Origin of the sequence: Nocardia sp. CS682, from assembly GCF_004634405.1 — a bacterium.
GTDB classification, from domain to species: Bacteria; Actinomycetota; Actinomycetes; order Mycobacteriales; family Mycobacteriaceae; genus Nocardia; species Nocardia ninae.
Map to the genome: position 1 here is coordinate 6,779,026 of NZ_CP029710.1, position 24,953 is coordinate 6,803,978.

Sequence of the window (24,953 nt, forward strand, 5' to 3'; positions counted from 1 at the left end):
TCGTCGGCGTAGCGGAAGCCGCCGACGAGCCACCCGCGCAGCAGAGCTGGCTGGGGACGATCGTGTCAGTCGATCGGGCGGCACCGCGTCAACGGCGCAGCTGATCCTGCGGCACGAGGACGGTGGTGCGCTCGTCCAGCGGCTCCATCGGTTCCAGCCGCGGTTTCGTGCTGAGCTTGTCCGACAGCTTCTGCCTGCCGACGAGTACCAGCTTGCGGGTCACCGGGCTCTCCGAGAGCGCCCGGGTCGCCGCGCTGATCTGCTCGTAGCGAGCCCGCCCGGCCTTGCTGCCGAGTACATACCCGGCCGCCACGCCGATGATCAACCGCAGCATCTCGATGTGCTCCTCCCAGTTGCCTGTTCGCGGGTCTATCCTGCCCGACGGCCGGTGGCCCTGTCGATCCGGCTAGGACTGGGAGGGCAGATGCTCAGGCGGCGAGTTCCTCTCGCTTGGCCCGATGCTCGTCGCACAGCTGGCGCTGGCCGCGGCGGATGTGCGCCGGATCCAGCAGTTGTGCGAAGGTCAGATTCTCGCGACGCCAGCAATCGCCGCATGCGAATTCGTTCATGACGGCCACCTCGTTCCTCTGCTCAGCGGGGTTGCCAAGGAGTTCCCAATTCACCACGCGCTCAGCGCTTTGTGTTCATTCTCGCCCCCGATAGCGGCCGTACCGTTACTTCCAGGTGAGAACGGTGGAACGCGAGCCGGTTTCATGAACCTCTCATCTGCCGCGTCCATCGTTGCCGGTATGCCGCACGGAACCTTTCGAGACCTCACTCTCGCGTCGGCCGCCGCACTGCTCGCCGCTCTGCTGGTGGCCCCTCGACTACTACCCGAGACCGGTGGGTTTCGCCAGCTCGTCAGTAGTTTCCTGCCCTGGCCGATCGTCCCGACGCTGCTGCTCGCCCTCGTCGCGCTCTGCTCGGCTTCCAAGACGGGCCTCATCGCCGTGTTGGCACCGATCCTGGCTTGGATCGTGCTCTTCGTCCCCGAACTCGTCGACCGCCCACACGGCGAGCCGTCCGCCGACGCGTTGCGTGTCGCCACCCAGAACCTCGGTGCGAGCGGCACAGCGGATGAATTGACCGACGCCGCAGTGATTTCGGTACAGGAACTCACCGACCGCAACCGAACAGCCGTAGCAGCGGCCCTGGACCCACACCACCCCCACGTAGCCACCGTCGGCACCATCGGCCTGTGGAGCCGCTACCCCCTGTCCGACGTCGAACGCCTCGACCTAGGCCAAGGCTGGGCCCGCGCCCTACGCGCCACCCTCGAAACCCCCACCGGCGACGTCACCGTCTACGCCGTCCACCTAGGCTCCATCCGCTTCAACGACACCGAATCACGCAACCGCACCCTGCGCACCCTCACCGACCTCATCCACCGCGACCCCGCCGACCGACTCCTCGTCCTCGGCGACCTCAACACCGCCTCCACCGACCCCGAACTCTCCACCCTCGCCCTGCACGACGTCCGCAGCGGCCTCGGCTTCACCTGGCCCGCCGACTTCCCCCTAACCCGCCCCGACCACATCCTCACCCGCGGCTTCACCCCCGCGCCGCCACCGTCCGCCACACCCCCGGCAGCGACCACCGCGCCGCCACCGCCACCCTCGACCCCACCCCACATGTCAGCAGGTAGCGACGCGATTTGGGCGACCGCCCGCCCATACGCTAAAGTTTCTCCTCGGCCCGCCTAGCACAGACGGACCGAGGATAGTCCCCTATAGCTCAATTGGCAGAGCAGCCGACTGTTAATCGGCAGGTTTCTGGTTCGAGTCCAGATGGGGGAGCCTGTGCAGCCCCTGACCAGGTGTTTCACCTGGTCAGGGGCTGACTCGTTTCCGGACTCGAAGCTCTTGTGTACATCGTCCAATATCGACGCCCACACGTCCTGAGACGATCACTGTCCCTGTTCCGGTTAAACCGCTGCGACGCGGCCGTAGTCGTGCGCCAGCACCGAGATGACGGCTTCAGGGAACGCTCTCGGCGTCCGTAGGCGGCTCTCCGGGCTACTGCCACATTGCGGCGTATGTAACTCACTCTGTATCTACGGATCCGTCGGCGCCGCTCCGGTGGAGAAGTATCGTTGCGCGAGATGGTGGACGACCACGCGCCAATTGTCGAGATATTCACTGACGGTGCGTGCTCGGGCAACCAGGGACCTGGGGGTGGGGTGCGGTGCTGCGGTATGGGAGCCATGAGAAGGAGATCTACGGTGGCGATCCGTCTACGACCAACAATCGCATGGAGCTGACCGCGGCGATCCGAGCGCTGGAAGCGCTGACGCGGTCGACGACTGTTCGGGTGTCATCGGACAGCAAGTATGTGGTCCTCGGTGCGACGAACTCACTGCCGAAATGAGACCCAGACCCCGCTACGGCCTTGGCCGAAGACGAGCCGGCGAGGGAAAACCTGCCACCAGCGCAGAGCAACGAAATAGCCGAGGACGATCTGTGTCGTCACGAACTACCGGTGGGCCAATGCGACTACTGCCGATCGTTGCCGACCGGAGTATTGGCCCGTGGCTACAGAACTCGCGGCGGCCGGGCGTACCACAATGACCCTCGATGCCAATGGCTACTCGAGAGACAGGCGGCATCCGCGCGGCAGGGAAAGACGACGCATGACATCGTTCCGGTTGCGTGGCACGCCGTAGACCCCGCAGAACTGCAACCTTGCGAGTGGTGTTGCACGCCGCAGTGGGTCAGGAAGAAGCGGTAATGACCACATTACTCTCGGCGGGCGTATCCACGACGCATCCCGCTGGGTAGGCCAGGTTCTCCAGAAAGGCCATTTCTCGCAGGCGCTCATCCATCACCACAGGTAACTTGGAACCTGAAGACGTTCATGGTTCCGTCTTTCATACCCGCAGTCTGTGACTCGGTCAATTTCCATGAAGCACCACGATTGTCGAGCACTTTATATATGGAAACATGGCAGTTATTCGCAGCATCTCCATAAGCTACCCACTCTTCGACCGGAAGAATGGCCGTAGGTTGGCTCGGCGGCGGGCTGGTGGTCTGTTTGGCGGAGCGCGGCAATCGGAGCTGCAGTCCGGGCCCCGTGACGATTGCTTTGATGTCCGGCACCGGCGATCCCACGAATACCGCCTCTGCCCATGGCCCGGCGTCAGCGGTATCCGCCTTCTGCGTCACCTTTGTGAAGCCGGGCACGTGCAGCTGGTTCAAGCAGCGCTCGGCGTCATTGGGCCTGGTCAACCACGCGACAATGCCCCAGATGACAGCTCCCAGTAGTAGGAGGCAGACGACGAGCATCGCGACTCGTTTCGTGGCAGTCCGTGTCCAGCTTATTTGCATGTGTACATCCCGCTGAGCAGTTGCTGCGCCTTGTCGAGCGCAGTATTCGTCATCCGAACATACCCTTGCACGACGGGGCCGAGGTCGCCTGCCTCGAAATAGTCGGGAATATTTCGCTCAGCGTTGTATCCGGCGGCCAGGAATTGGTCGAGCGTGTACTTTTCCTTCAGCTCGTCCGGCACTTCGCCTGCGTACTGGTCTTGAATTCGCTTGAGATTGTATGTGGCAGCCATGATCGCGAGATCGGGGTCTTCCTTCAGGTCGGACCAGTTCTTGCCTGAGAACTCGGCCGGAAATTTGCTCTTGAGTTCGTTGAAAGTATCCTCCTTCATATTGGTCAACCCCAACGAGTTCGGCCGTATGAGATTCCCTCCCTCGCGAATGAAGACGTCGTACGCGTAACTCATTTCTCTCTCGATGAACGAGTCGGACCGATATCCGCCTTCGTTGTACACGATGGCCAGAACGAGACGGGGATCTATGCCTGCGGTGTTCCCATATTTCACTGCCGATCCCACCCATGGCCGCACATCTGGATCGATCTTCTCCAATTCGCTTTCCCAATTCGGGTTCAAGCTGCACTTGACCGGCTCGGCAGAATAGGAGTCCAGTCGGACGATCGCGTCATCGCGTAGCCCAGCGATCTCGATGAGTCTCGCCTTGATGCCGAGGCCGTCCATGCCTTCGAAGGTAGCCTTGCGCAGAAATGCGAAGAGTGGGTGAGTGTTGATGGTGTCTCGGTACACGGCCGCGGCGGCAACGACTTCGCTCTCGGATGCTTCGCTTTGGGGCATGACATCGACGCCCGTCGAGCGCACTGTGGCTTTCGCGCCCAGATCGGGGAACGCCCGTGAGGTCGCATTGATGATCTGAGTGCGCAGATCGGCGAGAGTGTCGTGATGGTTGATGGTGGCGCTTGCCAAGCCCGCCGTTGCGGCGGCTATTGCGCTGGCGCCTGTCTTCAGCGCGCCGATCAGATCGCGGATTTCGGGCACATCCGGTGCTTGGAGATGATCGAACAGCGCCGCGATGGTGTTCAGCCTTGTGTTGGCCTCGGCGACGGCAGGATGCTGAGCAAAGGCCCGCCAGCCTGATCCTGCACGGTTCAATGTTTCAGTGTTGCCGTCCGGTATTTCCACGGCCATAGTCGTCAAGGTCGACAGCAACAGGAGCTTGGCGCTATCCGGCCAGAATGTCAGTCGGGCTTCACTGGGGCCAGAGGTTCCTGGGTCCGGAATTGGCGGGATCCCGTTCGTACCGAACGATGGTGCCGCCGTCACAGTCGGCTTCACCGGCGCTGCGCCCTTGCTGGGGTCTCGGTTGGCGTTGAAGTTCGCGGTTTGCCAGTTGTGTCCGGCGAGGTTGAGTACGTCTCCGAGCTGCTGCGTTGCGGCCGCGTAGGCGGTGATGGTGGCGAGCAGGTCAGCGGTGTGTTGCTTGTAAGCCGTGTTCCAGTTGACCACTGCGGGATAGTGGCCGCCCATGCCGAAGGTGTCCCTCAGAGCGGGTGTCATTGTTTCTGTTACGGCGGACACCAAATCGGTCGTCAGTTCGAACAACCCTTTGGCCGCGCTGTAGTAGGCGTTGGGGTCAATCGTGATCGGTGCCACCGAACTCCCGCCTTTCTGATGTCGATGCGTGGCCGTGGAGGCGCGCCGGCAGTGGTATCCGTGGACATGACGGCCGCCGCCTGACCGCTACTGCGGGCATGCCTGTTATTTCCCCCGCAGCATGTTCAGGTTCAGCGTCATTGCTTCGGTGTAGTGACCGTGTGCGCGTTTTGCGGCATCGCTCATATCGCTGACTCCATCGACGAACTCTGACGCGGCGGTCGCCCACTGGCGGTGGGCATCGGTATAAGCCGCGGCAGCGATGCCGTCCCAGCTTCCGGCGTCCAAGTCCGCGACCTTGCGTTCGAGTTCGGCGAGGTGATCGCGCAGGAATCCGGCGAGTCCCGACAGCCGCGCTACGAGCTGATCGAGGTGATCGAGATCGACGTGGAATTCGTCGCTCACAGGTTCAGGCTCGACATTCGTGACGCGGCTGCGATGTCCTGAGCCTGATAGCTCTCGGCGCTTACGCCGAGCTTGTCTGCCATGACCGTCAACGCATCAATGATTTTGCCGCCGCCATCTCGGGACTCCCGCCACCCTTCGGCGAAAGCTGTTGCCGCGGTACCGCTCCAGCCGCTGGACGTCAGTTCGTCTACCTCACGCACGGCGGAGTCCAGCGCCGATCGAAATGTCTGCGCCAGGCTGTAGATGTAACGACCAATCGCCCGGACCTCGTCGGGTACGACGGAAAGCTCTCCACTGATATTTGGAGTCCCCCCACTCTCACTCATGCGACACGATTCTATCGGGCCACGATGCGATGGCCAAGGTTGCGGACCCGCTGGATGCTGTGGCGTATGGACCAGTCGCTGTGATCCAGCAACATTTACTCCATCGGCGGCCCGCCCGTGCCGTTCCCGACGCATTGTTGGCTACCACTGAACGAGCTGTTCCCCCCACCTTCAGGAACCCGTTGACACGCAACAGGTTCCATCAGCGACCTCCGCGCGATCCGATTCACCGCCGTACCCTCGAACGGAGCGACCGCAGACGAAGGGATCGACCGATGGCCGAATCGGCTTACGTCACCATCGCGGACGACTACGCGCGGCGGATCCGCAACCGAACCCTGGCCGGCGGCACGCAGCTGCCGAGTCATGCGGAACTGGCTGAGCGGCATGGCGTATCGCGTTCGGTGATTCGGCAAGCCATCCAGCTGCTGGCTGCGCGGCAACTCGTGCGTACCGTGCCTCGGCGCGGCACCTTCGTCCTCGAACAATCACCAGAGGCCCAGCCCGACAGTCCTGCGGTCGACGACGATGTCGACGAGATTCGTGCCGTGGCGCACCCGATCCGGCGAGCGCAACTGGCCGCGAACCTGATCACCCACTACCAACTCCGTATCGCCGAACTCTCCGGCATCCGCCAGACCGCCATCGAGGACGCTCACGACCACGGCATGAGCATCGCCGACATCGGCGAGCACCTCGGCCTGGCGAACGGCCGCATCGGCGGGCTGCCACGGCTGGACCGCTAACGGCCCGTTCGGCATGCATCGCTCACCTCGGGCGGTAAGAATCACGGGGATGGAGCGAGTTCCTTTCGATGTCGACGAATACGTGCGCCGGGTGCAGTCGAGCCCCTGTTTCGTCTGCGCGATGGTGGCCGGCGAGCACGACTCCGACCTGGAGCAGATCGTCGTGGAGGACGACGAGAACCTCGTGTTCCTCCCGCGCTATCCATTGCTGATCGGCTATGTGCTCGTGGCACCGAAGGCGCATCGCGAACACGTAGTGCGTGACTTGCCCGAGGACGTCTATCTCCTATTGATGTCGCTGGTCTATCGGGTAGCCCGTGCGGTGGAGCTGGTGGTGCCGACGGAGCGCACCTACCTGCTGAGTCTTGGTAGCCAGCAGGGCAATTCGCATCTGCACTGGCATATCGCGCCGCTCCCACCGGGCGTCCCGTATCGCGAGCAACAGTTGCACGCGCTGATGTCGGAGAACGGAGTGCTGCCGTGGTACCTCGAGCAAGCAATCGAGATGGCCGGGAAACTGCGGTCGGCGTTGGCCGAGCTCTCGTGAAACTGTCAATCGCGATGGGTGGGTTGGGGGAGGAGTAGTGCCAGGCCAACCGCGACGACAGGAACGAAACATAGAGCCGTCAGGACCGCTTGTGGCCCTTGGTGATCGGCGAGCAAGCCGAGCAGCGGCACGAACAGTCCACCGGCGCTGACCGCTAGGCCGAGGGTGACGCCGGCGGCGGTGCCGGGGCGGTTCGGTAGGTAGTCCTGGCTCAGTTTGACGAGTACCGCGAAGGGGATGTTCACCGTGATGCCGGTGAGCGCGGCCAGGGCGAGGCCGAGCAGCGGGCTCGGCATCAGACGTAACGCGACCAGTGCGGGAATGGCTGCGACACTGCCGATTTGGATGGTGCGCAACATGCCGATGCGGTCGGCGAGACGGCCGCCCAGCAGCGTGCCTGCCACACCTCCGGCCATGAAGGCGGTCAGGGCGGTGCCGCCGAGTGCGCGCGAGCCCCCGAGGGAGTTGATCCAATACAGCGCGAGGAAGGTGCTGAGACCGAAGGAGATGATCGCGCGGACGACGTCAACGGCGGTGAGCACGAGGAACGGAATCCACCGGTCGTGGCCGACAATCGAAGTCACGTCGGCCGAGCCGACGACTTGCCGCAGTTGGTAGCGCCACAGCAGGAAACCCATCAAAACCGCTGGGGGAATGAAGAATGCGGTGGCGCCGACACCGTAGGAGACCAATGCCGGTGTCGCGAGTGCGGGGGCCAAGAAGAACCCGACGCTGCCACCGGCGGCGAACAAACTCATAGCTGACGCACTGTTTCCCGCGTCCCGACGGGCATCCCGGCCCGCCGACGGGTGGAACGCGGCAACGCCGATCCCGGAGAGCAGCAACAAGATCCACACCATGGGATAGCTCGGTGCCAGCCCGGACAATCCGGCGCCGAGCCCAGCCACTGCCACCCCGGCGGGCGCAAGCCATAGCAATCGCCACCGATCGGCGAGCAAGCCGAGCACCGGCTGGGGGAGTGAACTCCCCAACGCCGCGGCGAGCGCGAGTCCCGACGCGGCGACATAGCTGTAGTTCCGCTCCAGCACGAAGAACGGAATGCTCGCGGGCACCAACCCTTGGTAGAAGTCGTCGACCGCGTGGGCAGTCACCCAGTACCGCATGCGTTTCCATGCGGACCTCACCACCACAACATCTGTGCTCACCATGTCTCCTCCTGGGCCATCCAGGAGCCTATGGACGGCAGCACCCAGCAGGATTCCGATAAACTGCCTGATTATGTCGATCTTCCGCCAGGACACCACGGTGGCGAAGACGCTGACCGGCGGAGCGCGCATCCATCGGCATCGCCACGCCGACCATCAGGTGGTCTATCCGAGCTCCGGTGTGGCCGAGGTCCGCACCGACGCGGGCAGCTGGATCGCCCCGGCGGACCGCGCGATCTGGATCCCCGCAGGCAGCTGGCACGAACATCACTTCTACGGCCCGACGCGCTTCCACACGGTGGGCTTCCCGCGTGCGCTGGCCCCCGACTGGACATCCCCAGTGGTGCTCGCGGCGCTGCCGCTGGTCCGCGAGCTCATCATCACCTGCTCGACGGCCCAGGACCTACCCGATGCCGAACTGACGTTGTTGCGCCAAGTCCTGCTCGATCAGCTGAGCCGCAGCCCCGAACAACCGTTGCGGCTACCCGCCGCACGCGACGAGCGACTCCGAAATGCTTGCGCGCTGGTCGAATCCGACCTCATCGAGGTGTGGACGCTGGCCGGACTCGGCCGCCGGGTCGGTGCCGGCGAACGAACGCTTACTCGCCTGTTCCGCACCGAATTCGCAATGACCTACCCGCAGTGGCGCACTCAGCTACGGCTGCACCACGCCGTGCAACTACTCGCCGAGCAAATACCTGTCACCACAGTCGCGTATCGGTGCGGCTGGTCATCGGCCAGTGCGTTCATCGAGGTCTACCGCCGCACGCTCGGCCATACCCCAGGCGCGAGCCGAGACCTGAAGTAAGTGCCCGAAAGGTGTTGCACTACAAGCGAGTCCCGAGGGCACGACCCATAGAAGCCCGTCGCGTGCCCACCCGCGAAAGACCACTACTTCTCGAACTGCGCCCGCTTCCAGTCCCCGTACGGCTCGTCCCGCTCACGCACAGCCTCCCGAAAACCTTCAGTGGCCGAACGCAATTGAAACGCATAACCCTCCCGGGTGTGCCGAGAAATCCCGTCGAAAACCGTGCTGATCATCCCCGAATTAGCCACACCTTGCTGAAGCAACGCACTGTTGAGCGCCAGCTTCGCCATCATCAGCTGATTGATCGGCATCCGTGCGATCCGTTGGAGCAACGCTTCCGTGCGCTCGTCTAGTTCGTCGGCCGGTACGGATTCGACGGCAAGACCCCATTCCTCGGCCTGCTTACCGGATAAACAGTCACCGGTGAACAGCAGCCGCTTAGCACGCTGATCACCGAGTCGGTGTGCCCACATCCCCGCAGCCGGGATGCCCCACACTCGGGTAGGCGGATACCCGATCTTGGTGTCGTCGGCACAGATGATCTGGTCGGCGTAGAGCGCGATGTCGGTACCGCCCGCGACGGCGAAGCCATGCAGTTTGGCGACCGTCGGCTTGTTGGCGTGCAGCAGACTGGCGAAGCCGCGGTTGAACCGGCTCATCATCGCGTAGTCGACCATGGGATCCCAAGTGCCCCAGGGATTGTGGTTGCGCGCCTGGACCATCGGATCGAGCACGGTGCCGGTGGTGGAGTCCGCGTCGTCGCCCTGGAATCCGCTCTCCGCGAAGAGCGATAGGTCGTATCCACCACAGAAACCCTTGCCGCGCCCGGAAACCACCATGACGTGCACCCGCGGGTCGAGGTCGGCCCGTTCGACCGCGTGCGCGAGCTCGATCGGAGTGTCGGAGGTGATGGCGTTGCCGTGCTCGGGCCGGTTGAAGGTTATTCGCGCGATCCGGCCGGTGACCTCGTAGGTCAGGGTGCGATAGCTGATGTCCGTGGGCGGCAGCTCGCGGTCGGCCCATGGCGAATCGGGGGCTTCGGTGAGTCCCTCGTACCAGGCGGCCGGACGGGTCCCGGAATGGTTCTCGAAGTCTGACAAGCGGGTTTCCTGACTACATCGGCGCGAACAACTTCACCTGATATTACATACTTGTGTCAATTGACGGAACACTGTAATACTGATTTCATGCCCACCCACGCGGTTACGAACCAGGTTCCTCCGCTCGTCGACTACGACGCCGCCGAGCAGCCGGTGCTGCTCGAGGCGCTGCGTCGCGCGGGCGCCGAGCACGCGCTCGACGAGCTGCACGAGATCGGACGGCTGGCGGGCAGCGCCGAAGCCCTCGAGCTCGGTGACCTCGCCGAGACACACCAACCGGTACTGAAGACGCACGATCGTTATGGCAACCGCGTCGACGAGGTCGTTTACGACCCGAGTTATCACCGATTGATGACCTACGCGGTCGGCTTCGGATTGCACGGCGCGGTGTGGGCGGACACCCGGCCGAACCCGCATTTGACCCGGGCGGCGAAATTGAGCGTGTGGGGGCCGGTCGACGCCGGGCACGGCTGCCCGATCTCGATGACCTACGCCGTAGTCCCCGCTTTGCGCGCAGCTCCCGAACTGGCCGCTCAGTACGAACCTTTGCTGTGCGCAAAGGAATACGACCCGGTCCTGCGTGCGCCGCTGTCCAAGCGCGGCCTGATCGCCGGAATGTCGATGACGGAAAAGCAGGGCGGCTCGGACGTTCGGGCGAATACCACCGCCGCCACCCCGATGTCGGACGGCAGCTACCGGATCACCGGTCACAAGTGGTTCACCTCCGCACCGATGTCGGATGTGTTCCTGGTGCTCGCGCAGGCTCCGGGCGGGCTTTCCTGCTTCTTCGTCCCGCGCGTACTACCCGACGGCACCCGTAATACCTTTGCGCTGCAACGGCTCAAGGACAAGCTGGGCAACCACTCCAACGCGAGCAGCGAGGTCGAATACGACAACACCGTCGGCTGGCTGGTCGGTGACGAAGGCCGGGGTGTGCCGACGATCATCGAGATGGTCAACCTGACCCGCCTGGACTGCACCATCGGCACCGCCACCGCGATGCGCACCGGGGTCGCCGCGGCCGCGCATCACGCCGCGCACCGCAGCGCGTTCGGCGCGACGCTGGCCGATCAACCGCTGATGCGTAATGTGCTGGCCGATCTCGCGATCGAGGCAGAGGCGGCGACCACGGTCGCGCTGTGGCTGGCCGACCTCACCGATCGCGCGACGGCTGGGGAGGACGGCGCCGACCAGTTGCGCCGGATCGCGTTGGCGGTGAGCAAATACTACGTGTGCAAACGCGGCCCGATCCACGCCGCCGAGGCGCTGGAATGCTTGGGCGGCAACGGATATGTCGAAGAATCGCGGATGCCGCGGTTGTATCGGGAAGCCCCGTTGATGTCCGTCTGGGAAGGGTCGGGCAATGTCGCTGCACTCGACACTCTGCGCGCGATGGCCAAACAACCGGAAACCCTCGGCGCCTATTTCGACGAGGTCAAACGCGCGGCCGGTGCCGATGCGCACCTGGACGCCGCAATCGCCCGGCTGGAGGGGCAATTCGGCGACTTCGACACCATCCAGCATCGCGCCCGCCGCATCGTCGGCGATATGGCGCAGGTACTGCAGGCGTCACTGCTTGTTCGCTTCGGTCATCCGGCCGTCGCGGATGCCTTCACCGTCAGCAGGCTCGGCGGTGAGCACGGCGATGTTTTCGGTACCTTGCCGACCGGTATCGACAGCGCGGCGATCATTCAGCGAGCCACGCCCAAGACGAGCCGCTGAAACCGGCCGGGAGTTTTCAAGCGTCCGATGTGACGAGCAGATGTTCGGCGAATGCCATGAATTCGGTACGGAACGCCGCGTATTCGGCGCGCAGCGCCAACCCGGGCCAGTCGGCGGGGAGCAGCGGATCGGGCAGCAAGGGATCATCGAGAATATGCCGCACCGCCGCTGCCGCCACCTCGAACCGCTCGCGCAGCGACGACGAACTCGCGAACTCGCCAAGCAACCGCTGCGCGTCGTGTGCCCAAAGCCGTGGTGCGAAAAGGGTTTCCGCCAGCGCGACCGGTGAATCCTCGGGCGCCGCGGTGAACACCGAAACCCGCCTGCCCGCCTCCGGCCCGAGAACGATCTCGATGTTCGCGGGCCGGGTCCACACACCTTCACGTAATTCGCCGAGTTTGCGGGCCCGCATGGTGTCTCGGAACGCGGTGCGCGCGGACGCGTCGTCACCGACGGCCGTCACCACCGCCAGATACCATTCGCCGTCCCAAGCTTTCACGACGGGACTCACCGCCGCGTCCTGCCTGCGCTGGCGCTCGATCAACCGGTCCGAGAGCCGATATACGCCGTTCGCGCGTTCCAGATCACCCATGGCAACCATCCGGGTCAGTGCGACCCGCACGGCCGATTGTTGCAGGCCCAGTTCCTCGGCCACCGAAACGATCCAGCTGACCGGTGCTTCCGCCGGATGCGCGCCGAGCAACGCACTCAGAATCGCCGACCGAGCGGTCAGCTTTCGCATGCGCTTCGCCACACACCCCGTCCTCTCCGCGTCACCGCCGGCCGAACTCCGGCCGACGAACCCGAAATTCTACCGACGCGAGTGCCGGGACCGCCGTGCGACATCGCCGCCGGAACTCCCGTGAACTGGCGATGTGCGCGAGCCGAGGTCCGATTCCTCCGGTTTCGCTAGTTCGCGTTGTTATATGCCGCGACAATGTCGGCGGGGATCCGGCCACGCGTCGATACGTTGTGCCCGTTCTTCCTGGCCCATTCCCGGATCGCCGCTGTTTGCTCGCGATCGGTCGCGGAAGTCGCTTTACCGCTGCCTTTGCGCTTCGCCCGTCCTGTCTTGCGCGCTTTTTCGGCCCAGGGCTCCAGGGTCACCCGCAGCTTGCCCGCGTTCTTGGTGGACAGATCGATCTCGTAGGCCACGCCATCGATCGAAAATTGAACTGTTTCATTCGCTTTCGACTTGCCGTCGTAGTCGTCGACCAGGGTGACGGTGACTTTCTTGGCCATGGGATGCGTCCTTTGCGTAGTCACGAGTAATTGCTCGAAATACTAATACCGTATCGCATCGAACTCGGCGAGGAGAAAAGTACTGTGCCGCACAACTGCACGATCATCGCCCGGTGCACTAGTCAGCGTAGCGATTCCGCCGCTGTCGCGGCTATCGAAGCGGCCACCGCGCTCAATGCCGGTGAGTCGAGCCGCCATTGCTGCCAGTACAGCGGGACATCGATGAATGCCGCGCCGTCGATGGGCACCAGCTCGGTGGTCGGAAAATTGCGGGATTGCAGGTCCGGCAACATGCCCCAGCCCAATCCGAGCCGGACCGCCGCCAGGAAACCGGCCGAAGACGGAACGTAATGCCGCGGTGGATCGAGCGGTTGACGGCTGCGGCGGCGCAGGTGCCGGTCTTGCAGATCGTCTTTGCGATCGAATAGCACCACCGGTGCCGTCGCATAAGCCTTGGCGGTCGCGCCGTCGCCGAACCAGGTGCGCGCGAAGCGCGGTTCGGCCATCGGCCGGTAGCGCATCGCGCCGAGCCGTTCGACTTTGCAGCCCTGCACCGGTGCGGCGGTGGCGGTGATCGCCGCCATGACCGTGCCGTCGCGGAGCAGCCGGGTGGTGTGTTCCTCGTCCTCGCGGTGGATGTCGAAACAGATGCCGGGCGGCGCGGCGGCCAGCGCGGGCAGCACCCAGGTTTCCAGTGAATCGGCGTTGACCGCGATGGGCAGCCGGGCCGGCCGGTGCGCCTCACCGAGTTCGCGGGCGGTGTCGACGGCGAGTAACTCGATCTGCCTGGCCAGCCGCAGCACCGCGAGCCCGGAATCGGTGGCGCGCACCGGTTTTGTGCGCTGGAGCAGGACGCGGCCTGCCGCGTCTTCCAGCGCTTTGATTCGTTGGCTCACCGCGGACGGCGTGATCCGCAGGCTCTTCGCCGCGGCATCGAAGGTGCCCTCGGTGACCGCCGCGTTCAACGCGCGGAGCTGATCCAACTGGAGATCCATGTTAAGGAATCGTAATGGTAGTGCAGAAACTTTAGTTTGCCTGGAGATAATGGGCTGCTTAGCGTCGATGGATATGAACGTTTCCTCGGCGGCTGTGGCGGCCCTCTCCGGTCTCGGTGTCGGACTCTCCCTGATCGTGGCCATCGGTGCGCAGAACGCCTTCGTGCTGCGCCAGGGCGTGCGCAGGCAGCACGTTTTCGCGGTGGTCGCGGTGTGCGCGCTGTCGGACGTGGTGCTGATCGCCGCGGGTGTCGCCGGATTCGGTGCGGTCGTGCACTCGGTGCCCGGGGTGCTCACGGTGGTTCGGTATGCGGGCGCCGCGTTCCTGCTCGGCTACGCCGCCCTCGCGGCCCGCCGGGCGTTCGGTTCGGCGACGCTCGCCGCCGGGTCGGCGGGCGCGACGGTCGCGCTCGGTGCCACCGTCGCCACCTGTCTCGCCCTGACCTGGCTGAACCCGCACGTCTACCTGGACACGGTGGTACTGCTCGGTTCCATCGCGAGTACCTACGCCGCCCCCGACCGCTGGTTCCTCGGGGCGGGCGCGATGCTCGGCAGCATCGTCTGGTTCACCGCCCTCGGTTACGGGGCTCGTCTGCTCGGCCCACTGTTCGCCCGTCCGGTCGCCTGGCGGGTGCTGGATTCCGTTATCGCCGTGGTGATGACGCTGCTGGCCGCAGGACTGGTGCTGGCCGGACCCTCGGCGTGACGTGGAAAGCCGTTGATTCTGTGTGCCGTGGCGGCGACTTCGAACGAAACCCGGCGTGTCACAGCCGAAACCCGAAGGTTGCCGGCACGCGGCTTACGAGTGTTGTTCAGCGGGAACCTGGTTGGCTGCCGTATTGGCGTGACGCGAGACACAGCCCGCCCTGTGTCCGTAACCGATTGGAGCCGAGGGGGCCGGGTATGCGGCGAATGACCGCCCACACCCCTAGTTGGAGGAGTAGTCATGACCAAGCACGACAGCGGACCGCGCGAGGCCGTCGAGGGCGTCGTCGAAGATGTCAAGGGCAAGGCCAAGGAAGCCGCGGGCATCGTCACCGGGAACGAAGGCCTGAAGAGCGAGGGCCGCGCCCAGCAGGACAAGGCCGAGTCCCAGCGTGAGGCCGCCAAGAAGGAAGCCGAGGCCGAGAAGGCCCGCGCCGAGGCCAACCTCGATGAGGCCCGGCAGAGCGCCTACGAGGGTGGCAAGGATTCCTAGTCACTCAGTTTCTTTCGGCGGCGCGGGGACGATCTTTCGTCCCCGCGCCGCCGATTATCGTGCTGTGCGGAACATTTGAGCGGATGCAGCCCGCTCGGCGAGGATTTCGCGCCGTCGCTCGGCCATCGCCGCGGCCGGTGAACCGCCACCGATGAGGGCCTCGGCGAGTGCCGCCGCATCCTCTATGGCGTCGCGGGCGCCGACACCCGCAGCCGGTGTGATTGCGTGGTCGGCATCGCCGCACAGAATCACCGGCGCCGCGGGCGCCCGCGCGTCGTCGAGCGGCACGGTGCGCGCGTTAGAGACGTGCACCGTGCCGGTCGCGGCCAGCATGGTTTCGGCGAGGCCGGGAACCGCATCGGCGCCGGCCAGAATCGGTTCCATCCACCGGTCGATCGGCTGAGACCCGACCTCTGCCATTGGGAGCGGTGCCCGGGTGAGGCGAGTGAACCACAGCGATACCTCGCTGTTCCAGAAGTGCCCGAAGGTACTGACGGGTCTGCCGTCGTCGTCGAGGCGACGGTGGAAGTGCAGCACGGACGGTTCGGTGCTCGGCTGGATCGGCAGCTCGGTGATGCCGTAAACGACGATCTGGCCGGCATATTCGGCCGCGCGCTCGGGTTCGAGGCGCCGGCGCGCGAGCGAGTCGATGCCGTCGGCGGCGATGACCACGTCATCCGCCGGAAGTGGTTTTTCGCTGCTGAACAGTGCCCCGTCGGCGCCGTTCAGCTCGGTGACAGGAGTGTCGTAGTGGATGGCAGCCGTTGTGGCAGCGGCGAATTCGGTCAGTACCCGCATGAGATCGGCGCGCAGGTACATGCGTCGACCGGCGCCGGCGCCGCCGCGTACCACCCCGGCGCGATCGGCCGCGCGCAGCTCGGCCAGCGGATGGGACGCCGCGTGCAGCCGGTCGACCTCGACGCCCAACCGCGCCAACGCGGCGTGTGCCCGATCATCTAGTGCCAGAAAGGCTCCCGCGCCGACCGCAGGTTGGCTTTCGTACACCGTGACGGGGTGGTTTGCGCGTGCCAGCGCGCCGGCCAGCAACGTGCCTGCGATGCCACCGCCGATGATCGTGACCATGCACCCACCTTAGGTCGCCCGATCCGGGTGCGGCGGAGTCCCGTACCCGGATCGAGCGAGCAGATAGGGCGATCAGCAGTCGGTCGGCGCGGGTACCCCGCGCAACCGATCGTCGAGCCACGACATCGCGGCCGGTGCGCCGAGCACCGCGGTGGTCAGATGGTCCGGGCTGGGAATCAGCTCCGATTCGACACGCACACCCGCCGCGCAGTACCGCCGCACCGTATTGTCGATCGAGGCCACCGGAATCAGTACGTCCTCCCGCGAACGCCATTGGTAGATAGGCATTTTCGGCACGCCCTCGTAGAGCTCCAGGCTGTTCTCCTCGAGCACGGCCCGGGCGCTCGGGTCCTCGGCCAGCGAGGTCGAACTGGCCACGTCCAGGACGCTGCGACCGGCTCCGGCCGCCAGGATTTCGTTGGTGCAGCCGTTGGCGATCTGGTCGCGGATAGCCAGGCCGGTGGCGTTCAGGCTATCGCTGATCGGCAGTCGCGTCGGGTACTCCCGCTCCAGTCCGATGGCCGCGGCGAACGCCAGCCCGAATGCCGGATGCCTGGAGTAGCCGAGCCCTTCGGTCATTTTCACCAAGTTCATCGGAACGCCGCCCTCGGCCGCGCCGACGATCTCGAGTTCCGGGGCGTAGGTCGGTGCGAGCGCGGCCGCCCAGCCCGTCGCCATGCCGCCGCCGGAGTAACCGAACATCGCCACGGGGCTCTCGGCGACGCCGAGTTCAGCGACCTGACGGGCCGCCCGGATGCCGTCCAGTGTGATCATTCCGCCCAGCTTGGCCGCCCCGTAGGCGCTGGTCGGCCCGAGATGGTCGGGCAGCGCCACCGACCAGCCACGCAGCAGCACCGCGTTGAGGGCGGGCGCCTCGCGGACGGCGAGATTCGGATCGGCCGTGTAGAGCACCCGCGAGACGGCGCACTGGGCGCCGAGGCCGTTGATGATGTGCTGATAGGACAGCAACGGCGCGCCCGGTACATGGTCGGGCGGTGTCAGCACCGTCGTGGTGGCCGCGATCGGGTCACCGGCCGAATTGGTGGACCGGAACTTGACCATCGTGACGGCGGTGCCGGGAAAGCCGATCAACGGCGGCATCGGGCGGACACCGAGCACGTCGCCGGGTTTCGCCCGATCCAGGTCTGCGGGTGCGGCGTAGAAGGGATCCGGGTCCGGCACCGGGTAGATCGGTTGTGCCGCAGCGGTACCCGGCACGACGGCCACGTGGGCCACCGAAATCAACAGGGCGACAACGGCGAGCGCGGGGCGGATGTGTCCAAGCATGGCGATGAGCGACTCCCATTCATCACGACATTCACGGGGATTGTTGGGCATGTGGAAAGTCGAATAATCCGAAAATTAGCCGTGAATAATCGCCCGGCCGGTGTTCGGACGAGCGACACGATATGGGAAAAAGGGAAAAGCGAGAGGGAGCCGCGCCGTGCGGGAGGGTCGGCCCCGGGCCGGGCGGCCCGGCAGCGCCGCACGGTTGCCGGTCGGCCGGTTACGGTGGCCTGGTGATGCTGCTCGTTGTCGGCCTCGGCCTGTTGGGTGTGTTCCTGCTGCGTTTCCGCAGCGATCGGCGGCGGCTGAGCAACGGGGTCTTTCTGCTGCTCGGGCTGGCATTCGCCGGTGTGTGGCTGATCGGCTCCGGCGCCAAGGGTGACCTGCCGGTGGTACTGGCGGGACTGCTCGTGTTGTTGTCACCGCTGCTGGTGCTGGTGCTCGCCGGTTTGCTGATGGTCAACGGCGGGCAGATGGTTCGCCGGGAAGGATTGCGTGTCGCGAATCTGCTCCCGCTCGGACTCGGCATCGCCCTGCTCGTGCCCTATGTGTGGCTCGCGGTCGCCATTTTCACCGGCGATATCTGGGTGGTCGTGATTCTTGCGTCGGTGACCATGGCGGTGAGTTACATCGGATTCCTGTTCGCCAGTTTCCTGCTGTATTCACTGTTTTACGGGGCATTGCCCTATCGGCCCGGCATGGACGCGATCGTGGTGCACGGGTCCGGCCTGGTCGGCGCGCGGGTGCCGCCGCTGCTGGCCAACCGCCTGGATCGGGCCATCGAGGTGTACCGGGCCGAGCTCGCGGCAGGCCGCAGGCCGTTGCTGATCACCAGCGGCGGTAAGGGTTCCGACGAGGCGGTGTCGGAGGCCTCGGCGATGGCGAGCTACCTCGTCGACAACGGGGTGCCCGCCGACGCCGTTGTGCAGGAGGATCGTTCGACGACGACGCGGGAAAACCTGCTCTTCACCAAGCGGCTACTGGGTGAGCGCGGCGAATCGACGCGAATGGTGCTGGTGACCAGCAACTTTCACATCCTGCGCACGGCGATCCTGGCTCGGCGCCTTGACCTCGACGCCGAGGTGACCGGTTCGCGGACGGCGTTCTACTACCTGCCCTCAGCGATTCTGCGCGAGTTCGCCGCGATCGTCGTGGCCTACAAGTGGATCAATGTGCTCACCTGTGCCGCGCTGATGGCGCTGCCGGTGCTCGCGCTCCTGCTCACCCGCGATATGCCGCACCACTACGGGGACTGAGGCAGGTCGTCGAACGGCTTGTGCGGAATACCGACGGTAAGCCCGCCGTCGATGACGAATTCGGCGCCGGTCGAGTAGGAGGATTCGTCGCTGGCCAGGAAGGTGATCAGCGCGGCGACCTCGGACGGGTCGGCGGCGCGGCCCATCGGGATCTGGAGGAACTCCGCGGGGATGCCCTCGGTCATCGGCGTGGTGATCAAGCCGGGATGTACCGAGTTGACTCGAATGTTGTGCTGCGCCAACTCGACTGCGGTGGACTTGGTCAGGCCGCGGACAGCGAATTTGGTCGCGACGTAGCCGTGCAGGCCGATGCTGCCCCGCATGCCTTCGACGGAGGAGATATTGATGATCGAGCCGCCGCCCGCCTCGATCATCGCGGGGGTGGCGGTCTGCATACCGAGAAACGTGCCGGTGAGATTGATGTCGATGATCCGCTGCCATTCGGCCAGTTCGAAGTCGACGAGCAGGTTGCCGTTGGCGATGCCCGCGTTGTTCACCAGGACGTTGAGCGAGCCGAACCGCTGCACCGTCTCGGCGACCGCGCCCTTCCAGTCGCCCGGTTCACGCACGTCGAGGTGCACGTAGGCGGCGGCGTCGCCCAGTTCCTTGGCGACCGCGGCGCCTTCGTCGTCGAGCACGTCGCCAAGGACCACTCGGGCGTCCTCGGCCACCATGGCCTTGGCGTGCGCGGCGCCCATGCCGCGGGCACCGCCGCTGATCAACGCCACTTTGCCGGTCAACCGCCCCATCGCGGCACCTCCGTCTCTCGTTCGTCCACGCCCAACGTACTAGAACAAGTTGCAGAAGTGCGCCGGATCGGGTGCTGGTCTCGCGTCCGATCGTGCCACATCGCGGCGCGGATCGGGGAAATGTGTTGCGAGCCTGGGTATTCGGGATGGCCTAGCCGGGACCGCCCGCTCGAATTAGGGTTTCTCGGATGACTGAGCCCACCGTCTTCACCATGGCGTCGCTGCGGCGCGCCGCGGGCACCGACCTCGGTGTCAGCGACTGGATCGAGGTTGCCCAGGACCGCATCACCGCCTTCGCCGAGGCTACCGAGGACCGGCAGTGGATCCACGTCGATCCGCAGCGTGCGGCGGACGGACCGTTCGGCACGACCGTCGCGCACGGGTTCCTGACCTTGTCACTGCTCCCGGCGATCACTCGGCAGCTGTTCGAGATCGCCGATGCCGGTGCGCGGATCAACTACGGCCTCAACAAGGTTCGGTTTCCTGCTCCGGTTACCGCGGGCTCCAGGATTCGGGGGCGTTCCAAAATCCTCGATGTCGCCGAAGTGGCCGGGGGTCTCCAAGTCGTGCTCTCGACGACGATCGAATGCGCGGGTTCCGACAAGCCCGCCTGTATCGCCGAGTCGATCGTGCGCGCCTTGGCGTAGGCGGTCATTGCCCGCCGTCTGCCGCCGCTGTGGCATCATCGTGTAGAACACGTTCTAATTCTGTCCGCGATCCGCGGGAGGCGCACGATGACGAACTCACGATCCGCAGCGGCCCTGCGCCGGTTCGCCAGGAGGGTTCCCGATATCGCCGAGGTGCCCGGCGGGCGACTGGTCGAACTGCCGGGACGTGGCCGCACCTACGTGGTCGACATCGCCGGACCGGCGGGTGCGCCCGCCCTGGTCCTGCTGCACGGCACCGGCTGCACGGCCTACCTGAACTGGTTTCCGGCGCTGGCGGCGCTGGCCGAGCGATACCGGGTGATCCTGTTCGACCAGCGCTGGCACGGCCGGGGGATCCGCTCCGAGCGGTTCTCGGTGGACGACTGCGCCGACGACGTCGCCGCCGTACTCGACGCGCTCGGCGTGCCGCAGGCGATATGCGCGGGCTACTCGCTCGGTGGTGTGGTGAGTCTGGCTGCCGCGCACCGGCATCCGGATCGAGTGAGCGGACTGGTGCTGTGCGCCACCCCGTATCGGTTCCAGGAGAAGTGGCGTGAGCGCGCCTTCCATCAAGCGTTCGGCGCGTTCGCCGTGGCGTTCGAGTCGTATTCGTTCCGGCGTATCGAGCAATTCGCCGGCCGATTGCCGGAGCTGCCTGAAATCGTCTGGGTGCCGGGCAGATTGGACCGCTGGGCGCTCACCGAATTGCGCAGTACCAGCGGCTGGGCGATCACCCAGGTGATCGGCGAGGTCGGTCGATTCGACGCGACCGAATGGTTGTCGACGCTGAGAATGCCTACCGCGGTGGTCATCACGACGCGGGACCGGGCCATTCCGGTCTATCGGCAGTTGGAGATGGCGACCATGATCCCGGGGGCGAGCATCCATCTGATCAAGGCGGGGCACACGGCCTGTGTGCTGGAGGCCGAGCTGTTCGTGCCCGCGCTGCTCGAAGCCTGCGGGGCGGTCGCCGCGCGGTTGTGAGGACGCGGCCCGGCTCCTGTTCGGCGGCGATGACGAACAGGCGCCTAGTTGCTGGTCATCCCAGTTTCCGAGCGGCGGCGAGCAATTCGGCGACGACGTCGGGGACCGCGTCGGCGAGCTCGGCGATGTCGGGCACCAGCTCCGTGCAGGCGATGAAGCCGAAGTCCAGATCGTCGTTGTTCGATATCACGGTCACCGTGAGCCCGGCGCCGTGAAAAACCGGGCCGAACGGATACATCCCGTCCACCCGCACACCGAGAAAGTAGAGCGGCATCGGCGGGCCCGGCACATTCGACACCACCAGGTTGTGCACCACCGGGTGGTGCTCGGCCAGTTTCAGCGACGAGTACACCCGCGCGGCGAGCTGAAAGGTGTTCGGCGGGGCGTACTTCGACCAGTCCTGGAGGAAGTCGGCGCCGATGAGGTCGTGTTCCTCCTTGGCGCTGCGGTTGTCCTCGGCCACTTGCCGCAGGCGTTGCACCGGGTCCGCGATGTCGGTGCCCAGGCGGGCGAACAGCGTGGACACCTTGTTGATACCCGCGGTGTGCCGCGAGGATTCGTGCACCGAGACCGGCACCGAGGCGACCAGTGAGCGGTCGGGCAGTTCGTCGTGCTTGTCCAGGTAGGTCCGCAGCACCCCCGCGACGATGGTCAGCACCACGTCGTTGATCTTCACCCCGAAGGCGGACTTGATCTCCTTGATGGTGCCCAGTTCCGCCTCGGTGAACGCGACCGCGCGATGCGGGGTGATGGCCAGGTTGAACGGTGTGCGCGGCGCGGAGAACGGTAACGCCATGCCCGCCTTGTCCGTCCGGCGGCGTTGCGCGAAACCGGCGACCATGCCGAGGGTTTTCGGCACCATGCCGACGATGCCCGCCTTGGTCGGGAACTTGACCACCGCCTTGGCCAGCAGTTGCCAATCGTTGGGGCTCGGTTCCGGTCGCCATTCCTCGGCGGGCGGGGTCTTGGCCGCATCCGGTTCCAGATCGCAGAGGTGCATCATCATGTTCGTGCCGGTGATGCCGTCCACCGCGGCGTGATGGTATTTGCAGATCACCGCGACCTTGCCGTCGTCGAGGCCCTCCACCACCGACATCTCCCAGAGCGGACGGTCGCGGTCCATCGGCCGGCTGGCGATGTCGCCGACCAGCTCGGCCAGCTCGCGCCGGCCCGCGGGCGCGGCGATGCCGATGCGCCGAATGTGATAGTCCAGGTCGAAGTTCTGATCCTCGACCCAGACCGGGTGATCGAGATTGAACGGAACCTCGTAGACGCGGCGGCGCATCTGTGGAATGAGGGGTAGGCGCCTGCCTAGCTCGGCTTTGAATTTCTCGAAGGAATAGTCCCCTGAGCTGGGATCGAGGATCAGCAGCGCGCACACGTGCAGATGTTGAGTCCCGGTTTCCAAGTACAGAAAGCTGGCATCCAAGCCGGTTAGTCGTTCCATAGCGGAAGACTACTAGAACGCGTTCTAGTTTTGGCCGGAACGGGAGCGAGGTGGCTCACAGTGCAAGGCTCTATTGTCAAGGGGGGTGGCGGTATTGGCGGGATGGGTCCGGTCCGCAGCATTCGCGGGTCCGAATGCCCTTCAAGACCGCCGCGGATCTTCATGTAACCCGCAGTTGCATGTATGTGTATGATGTTTGCTACAGCCATGCAGGAAGGCGCGCGACGACGCGGTCGTGAGAGGAGTACCGATGAAGCTACTTCGGAGGGGCCGACGGCCGGATACCGATCCGGGTGAGGTAGCACTGCACGCACGCAATGTGCAGTTCCAGTGGGCCGATACGCCGCTGCACTGGATGCCCGCCGAGCCGATCGCCTCGCACCTGATCAACTCGCTGAATCTGCTGCTGCCCGAGGGCGAGCGCATGTTCTGCGCCGCCTACACCGAGGCGCTGCCGTTCGTGAAGGACGACAAGCTGCGCGAGGCCATGCTCGGCTTCATCGGGCAGGAGTCCATGCACGCCGAGACGCACGACAAGGTGCTCAACGAGGTGCTCGCCGCGCACGGCATCGACCCGGAACCCTATGTGCGCCAAGCCGAGTACCTGTTCCGCAAGACGCTCGGCCCGAAGGCCGCCGACGGCGTCGCGCAGCGTCAGGTGATGGTGGAGCGGCTGGCGTTCATCGCCTGTCTGGAGCATTTCTTCGCCTACCTCGGCGACTGGGTGCTCAACGCCGACCTGGAGAAGTTCGGCGCCGACCCGCGGATCGCTGATCTGTTCCGCTGGCACGGTGCCGAGGAGGTGGAACACCGCCACGTCGCCCACGATGTCGCGGTCTACTTCGGGGCGGGCTATGTGCGGCGCGCGGCGATCATGACGATCGTCTTCCCGATCTTCATCACGCTGGTGGTGCGCGGCACCAAATTCATGGTGCACCAGGATCCTTCGCTGCCCGACCTCGGCTACCCACGACTCATCACGCGGGTGTTCGGCGCGATGTGGCGCGGGGCGCTACCCGGCGTGCCGTCGCTGCTGTGGAGCGCGCTGTCGACCTTCAAGCCCGGCTACGACCCCGAGACGGTCGGGTCCACCGCGCAGGCGGTGGCATACCTGGCGAAATCGCCTGCCGCGCAGGCGGTCGCGTCGTGATGGAATCGGGTGGACTTCGAGCGTGACTTCGCGGCACATTCCTGAACAGTTGCCCGCCGATCTGTTCGGCAAGGGAGACCACGACCGCGCGGTGCGGGTACTCGACGCGGTCGCCTCGGCGCGACTGCGGTGGACGACGCTGATCAACCGGCGCGACCTCGCGCCGCGGGTGGACGACCACCGGCTGACGCTGGTGGTGACCGAACGGCGGATCGAGGCGCACGACCAGGACGTCGTGAGTCTGCGTCTGGCCGCACCGGATCGGCGGGAACTGCCGCCGTGGCGTCCCGGTGCTCACCTGGATCTGGAACTGCCCTCGGGCCGGTTGCGGCAGTACTCGCTGTGCGGCGATCCCGCGGACACCCGGGCGTATCGCGTTGCGGTGCGCCGCATTCCGGACGGTGGCGGCGGTTCGGTGGAGGTGCACGACAACCTTCCGGTCGGTGCGCCGATCACGGTGCGCGGGCCGCGCAATGCCTTCCCGTTCGCGGTGCCCGGTCACGGATCGCCGGCCGCCCGTCTGCATTTCATCGCGGGCGGCATCGGGATCACGCCGATTCTGCCGATGGCACGGCTCGCGCAGCGGCTCGGTATCGAGTGGTCGATGGTGTACACCGGCCGCAGCCGCGACACCATCCCGTTCCTCGACGAGATCGCCGGGTTCGGTGACCGGGTCACCGTGCGCACCGACGACGAGCACGGCCTGCCCGACGCCGCCGCGTTGCTGCCCGGCGTCGCGGCCGACACGGCGGTTTACTGCTGCGGTCCGGTGCCGATGACCACGGCTGTCGCCGCCGCCATCCGCGAAATGCCCTGGGTGGAACTGCATTCCGAGCGGTTCTCGCCACCGCCGATCGTGAACGGGGTGCCGTTCGAGATCGAGTTCGCGTCCACCGGTGAAGTAGTCGAGGTGGCTGCGGACCGGTCCGTGCTGGACACCATCTTGACGACCCGGCCGGATCGTCCCTACTCCTGCCGTCAGGGCTTCTGCCGCACCTGCAAGGTCCGGGTGCTCGCGGGCGAACCGGAGCATCGCGAAACCGTGCTCACCGCGGCCGAACACGAGGCGGGCGACATGCTCGTCTGCGTATCCCGTTCGCCCGGTGGGCGACTGGTGCTCGATCTGTAACCACGACCTCTGGTCAGCAAGGAGAAACCG

27 protein-coding genes, 1 tRNA gene and 1 pseudogene are annotated in these 24,953 nt (G+C 65.5%); 14 read left to right on the plus strand and 15 right to left on the minus strand.

Translation table 11 applies throughout. The features are described from left to right. Positions 1-88 precede the first annotated feature (88 nt). Positions 89-334: a hypothetical protein gene (locus DMB37_RS30480; RefSeq protein WP_135235616.1), complete on the minus strand. Its 246-nt coding sequence runs from the start codon at positions 332-334 to the stop codon at positions 89-91. Between the two features lie 94 nt (positions 335-428). Further along, positions 429-569, minus strand: coding sequence for a hypothetical protein (locus DMB37_RS40735; RefSeq protein WP_167768984.1), 141 nt, complete (start codon positions 567-569; stop codon positions 429-431). A 180-nt stretch (positions 570-749) separates the two neighbouring features. On the opposite strand from DMB37_RS40735, the gene DMB37_RS30485 reads away from it, so the two are divergent. The 3 genes and pseudogenes from DMB37_RS30485 to DMB37_RS30495 all read left to right on the plus strand — a co-directional run. Continuing rightward, positions 750-1,703 (plus strand): endonuclease/exonuclease/phosphatase family protein, encoded by a 954-nt coding sequence (locus tag DMB37_RS30485; protein ID WP_135235617.1) that lies wholly within the window; start codon positions 750-752, stop codon positions 1,701-1,703. Positions 1,704-1,723: 20 nt separating this feature from the next. Then, positions 1,724-1,796 (plus strand) — tRNA-Asn (locus tag DMB37_RS30490). Positions 1,797-2,101: 305 nt separating this feature from the next. Next, positions 2,102-2,349, plus strand: a pseudogene (locus tag DMB37_RS30495) (RNase H family protein); the annotation flags it as partial. A 464-nt stretch (positions 2,350-2,813) separates the two neighbouring features. On the opposite strand, the gene DMB37_RS30500 reads toward DMB37_RS30495, so the two are convergent. From DMB37_RS30500 to DMB37_RS30515, 4 genes are all read right to left on the minus strand, one after another. Beyond that, entirely contained in the window at positions 2,814-3,281 is a 468-nt protein-coding gene (locus DMB37_RS30500) for a hypothetical protein (protein ID WP_135235618.1), read from the minus strand. A 32-nt stretch (positions 3,282-3,313) separates the two neighbouring features. Beyond that, the gene (locus DMB37_RS30505; protein ID WP_135235619.1) at positions 3,314-4,933 is read right to left on the minus strand and encodes a hypothetical protein; all 1,620 of its coding nucleotides are present in this window, start codon (positions 4,931-4,933) and stop codon (positions 3,314-3,316) included. A 105-nt stretch (positions 4,934-5,038) separates the two neighbouring features. Next, positions 5,039-5,338 carry a WXG100 family type VII secretion target gene (locus DMB37_RS30510; protein WP_135235620.1) on the minus strand — a complete coding sequence of 100 codons (300 nt, stop codon included), beginning with the start codon at positions 5,336-5,338 and terminating at the stop codon, positions 5,039-5,041. Continuing rightward, complete coding sequence (locus DMB37_RS30515; RefSeq protein ID WP_135235621.1) at positions 5,335-5,667, minus strand: WXG100 family type VII secretion target; 333 nt, start codon at positions 5,665-5,667, stop codon at positions 5,335-5,337. The genes DMB37_RS30510 and DMB37_RS30515 overlap by 4 nt, the downstream gene beginning before the upstream one ends. A 275-nt stretch (positions 5,668-5,942) precedes the next feature. Here DMB37_RS30515 and DMB37_RS40740 point away from each other — a divergent pair, with 275 nt between their 5' ends. Both DMB37_RS40740 and DMB37_RS30525 read left to right on the plus strand, forming a co-directional pair. Further along, positions 5,943-6,413, plus strand: coding sequence for a GntR family transcriptional regulator (locus tag DMB37_RS40740; protein WP_167768985.1), 471 nt, complete (start codon positions 5,943-5,945; stop codon positions 6,411-6,413). A gap of 49 nt (positions 6,414-6,462) precedes the next feature. After that, positions 6,463-6,960, plus strand: a complete 498-nt coding sequence (locus DMB37_RS30525; RefSeq protein WP_135235623.1) for an HIT family protein — start codon at positions 6,463-6,465, stop codon at positions 6,958-6,960. Between the two features lie 5 nt (positions 6,961-6,965). On the opposite strand, the gene DMB37_RS30530 is transcribed toward DMB37_RS30525, so the two are convergent. Continuing rightward, positions 6,966-8,129 carry an MFS transporter gene (locus tag DMB37_RS30530; RefSeq protein WP_240771727.1) on the minus strand — a complete coding sequence of 388 codons (1,164 nt, stop codon included), beginning with the start codon at positions 8,127-8,129 and terminating at the stop codon, positions 6,966-6,968. Positions 8,130-8,199: 70 nt separating this feature from the next. Between DMB37_RS30530 and DMB37_RS30535 the strand changes: the two genes are divergently transcribed. Beyond that, the gene (locus tag DMB37_RS30535; protein ID WP_135235624.1) at positions 8,200-8,934 is read left to right on the plus strand and encodes a helix-turn-helix transcriptional regulator; all 735 of its coding nucleotides are present in this window, start codon (positions 8,200-8,202) and stop codon (positions 8,932-8,934) included. An 83-nt stretch (positions 8,935-9,017) separates the two neighbouring features. Here DMB37_RS30535 and DMB37_RS30540 read toward each other — a convergent pair whose 3' ends face one another. After that, positions 9,018-10,034, minus strand: a complete 1,017-nt coding sequence (locus DMB37_RS30540) for a crotonase/enoyl-CoA hydratase family protein (protein WP_135235625.1) — start codon at positions 10,032-10,034, stop codon at positions 9,018-9,020. 87 nt (positions 10,035-10,121) lie between these two features. Here DMB37_RS30540 and DMB37_RS30545 point away from each other — a divergent pair, with 87 nt between their 5' ends. Next, entirely contained in the window at positions 10,122-11,756 is a 1,635-nt protein-coding gene (locus DMB37_RS30545) for an acyl-CoA dehydrogenase family protein (RefSeq protein WP_135235626.1), read from the plus strand. Between the two features lie 16 nt (positions 11,757-11,772). Here the strand turns inward: DMB37_RS30545 and DMB37_RS30550 are convergent, their stop codons facing one another. The 3 genes from DMB37_RS30550 to DMB37_RS30560 form a co-directional block, all read right to left on the minus strand. Then, positions 11,773-12,498 carry a PaaX family transcriptional regulator C-terminal domain-containing protein gene (locus DMB37_RS30550; protein ID WP_135235627.1) on the minus strand — a complete coding sequence of 242 codons (726 nt, stop codon included), beginning with the start codon at positions 12,496-12,498 and terminating at the stop codon, positions 11,773-11,775. Positions 12,499-12,665: 167 nt separating this feature from the next. Next, a complete protein-coding gene (locus DMB37_RS30555) occupies positions 12,666-12,998 on the minus strand; it encodes an Lsr2 family protein (RefSeq protein WP_040733052.1) in 333 nt (110 codons plus the stop codon). A 122-nt stretch (positions 12,999-13,120) separates the two neighbouring features. Further along, positions 13,121-13,993 (minus strand): LysR family transcriptional regulator ArgP, encoded by an 873-nt coding sequence (locus DMB37_RS30560; protein WP_135235628.1) that lies wholly within the window; start codon positions 13,991-13,993, stop codon positions 13,121-13,123. A 73-nt stretch (positions 13,994-14,066) separates the two neighbouring features. On the opposite strand from DMB37_RS30560, the gene DMB37_RS30565 reads away from it, so the two are divergent. Next, positions 14,067-14,699 carry a LysE/ArgO family amino acid transporter gene (locus DMB37_RS30565; protein ID WP_135235629.1) on the plus strand — a complete coding sequence of 211 codons (633 nt, stop codon included), beginning with the start codon at positions 14,067-14,069 and terminating at the stop codon, positions 14,697-14,699. A 240-nt stretch (positions 14,700-14,939) separates the two neighbouring features. Continuing rightward, positions 14,940-15,191 (plus strand): CsbD family protein, encoded by a 252-nt coding sequence (locus DMB37_RS30570; protein WP_135235630.1) that lies wholly within the window; start codon positions 14,940-14,942, stop codon positions 15,189-15,191. Positions 15,192-15,245: 54 nt separating this feature from the next. Here the strand turns inward: DMB37_RS30570 and DMB37_RS30575 are convergent, their stop codons facing one another. Beyond that, a complete protein-coding gene (locus tag DMB37_RS30575) occupies positions 15,246-16,274 on the minus strand; it encodes an NAD(P)/FAD-dependent oxidoreductase (protein WP_135235631.1) in 1,029 nt (342 codons plus the stop codon). 72 nt (positions 16,275-16,346) lie between these two features. After that, entirely contained in the window at positions 16,347-17,561 is a 1,215-nt protein-coding gene (locus DMB37_RS30580) for a lipase family protein (RefSeq protein WP_135237917.1), read from the minus strand. Between the two features lie 236 nt (positions 17,562-17,797). Here DMB37_RS30580 and DMB37_RS30585 point away from each other — a divergent pair, with 236 nt between their 5' ends. Beyond that, positions 17,798-18,817, plus strand: a complete 1,020-nt coding sequence (locus DMB37_RS30585) for a YdcF family protein (protein ID WP_240772593.1) — start codon at positions 17,798-17,800, stop codon at positions 18,815-18,817. Here DMB37_RS30585 and DMB37_RS30590 read toward each other — a convergent pair. Further along, positions 18,805-19,566, minus strand: a complete 762-nt coding sequence (locus DMB37_RS30590; protein ID WP_135235633.1) for a glucose 1-dehydrogenase — start codon at positions 19,564-19,566, stop codon at positions 18,805-18,807. The genes DMB37_RS30585 and DMB37_RS30590 overlap by 13 nt on opposite strands. Positions 19,567-19,754: 188 nt before the next feature. On the opposite strand from DMB37_RS30590, the gene DMB37_RS30595 reads away from it, so the two are divergent. Both DMB37_RS30595 and DMB37_RS30600 read left to right on the plus strand, forming a co-directional pair. Next, positions 19,755-20,213, plus strand: a complete 459-nt coding sequence (locus tag DMB37_RS30595; RefSeq protein WP_135235634.1) for a MaoC family dehydratase — start codon at positions 19,755-19,757, stop codon at positions 20,211-20,213. Between the two features lie 87 nt (positions 20,214-20,300). Next, positions 20,301-21,197 carry an alpha/beta fold hydrolase gene (locus DMB37_RS30600; RefSeq protein WP_135235635.1) on the plus strand — a complete coding sequence of 299 codons (897 nt, stop codon included), beginning with the start codon at positions 20,301-20,303 and terminating at the stop codon, positions 21,195-21,197. A gap of 55 nt (positions 21,198-21,252) precedes the next feature. Here DMB37_RS30600 and DMB37_RS30605 read toward each other — a convergent pair whose 3' ends face one another. After that, positions 21,253-22,644 (minus strand): wax ester/triacylglycerol synthase family O-acyltransferase, encoded by a 1,392-nt coding sequence (locus DMB37_RS30605; protein WP_135235636.1) that lies wholly within the window; start codon positions 22,642-22,644, stop codon positions 21,253-21,255. 250 nt (positions 22,645-22,894) lie between these two features. Here DMB37_RS30605 and DMB37_RS30610 point away from each other — a divergent pair, with 250 nt between their 5' ends. Next, positions 22,895-23,794, plus strand: a complete 900-nt coding sequence (locus DMB37_RS30610) for a metal-dependent hydrolase (protein ID WP_135235637.1) — start codon at positions 22,895-22,897, stop codon at positions 23,792-23,794. Between the two features lie 22 nt (positions 23,795-23,816). Further along, the gene (locus DMB37_RS30615; protein ID WP_135235638.1) at positions 23,817-24,923 is read left to right on the plus strand and encodes a PDR/VanB family oxidoreductase; all 1,107 of its coding nucleotides are present in this window, start codon (positions 23,817-23,819) and stop codon (positions 24,921-24,923) included. Positions 24,924-24,953: the final 30 nt, after the last annotated feature.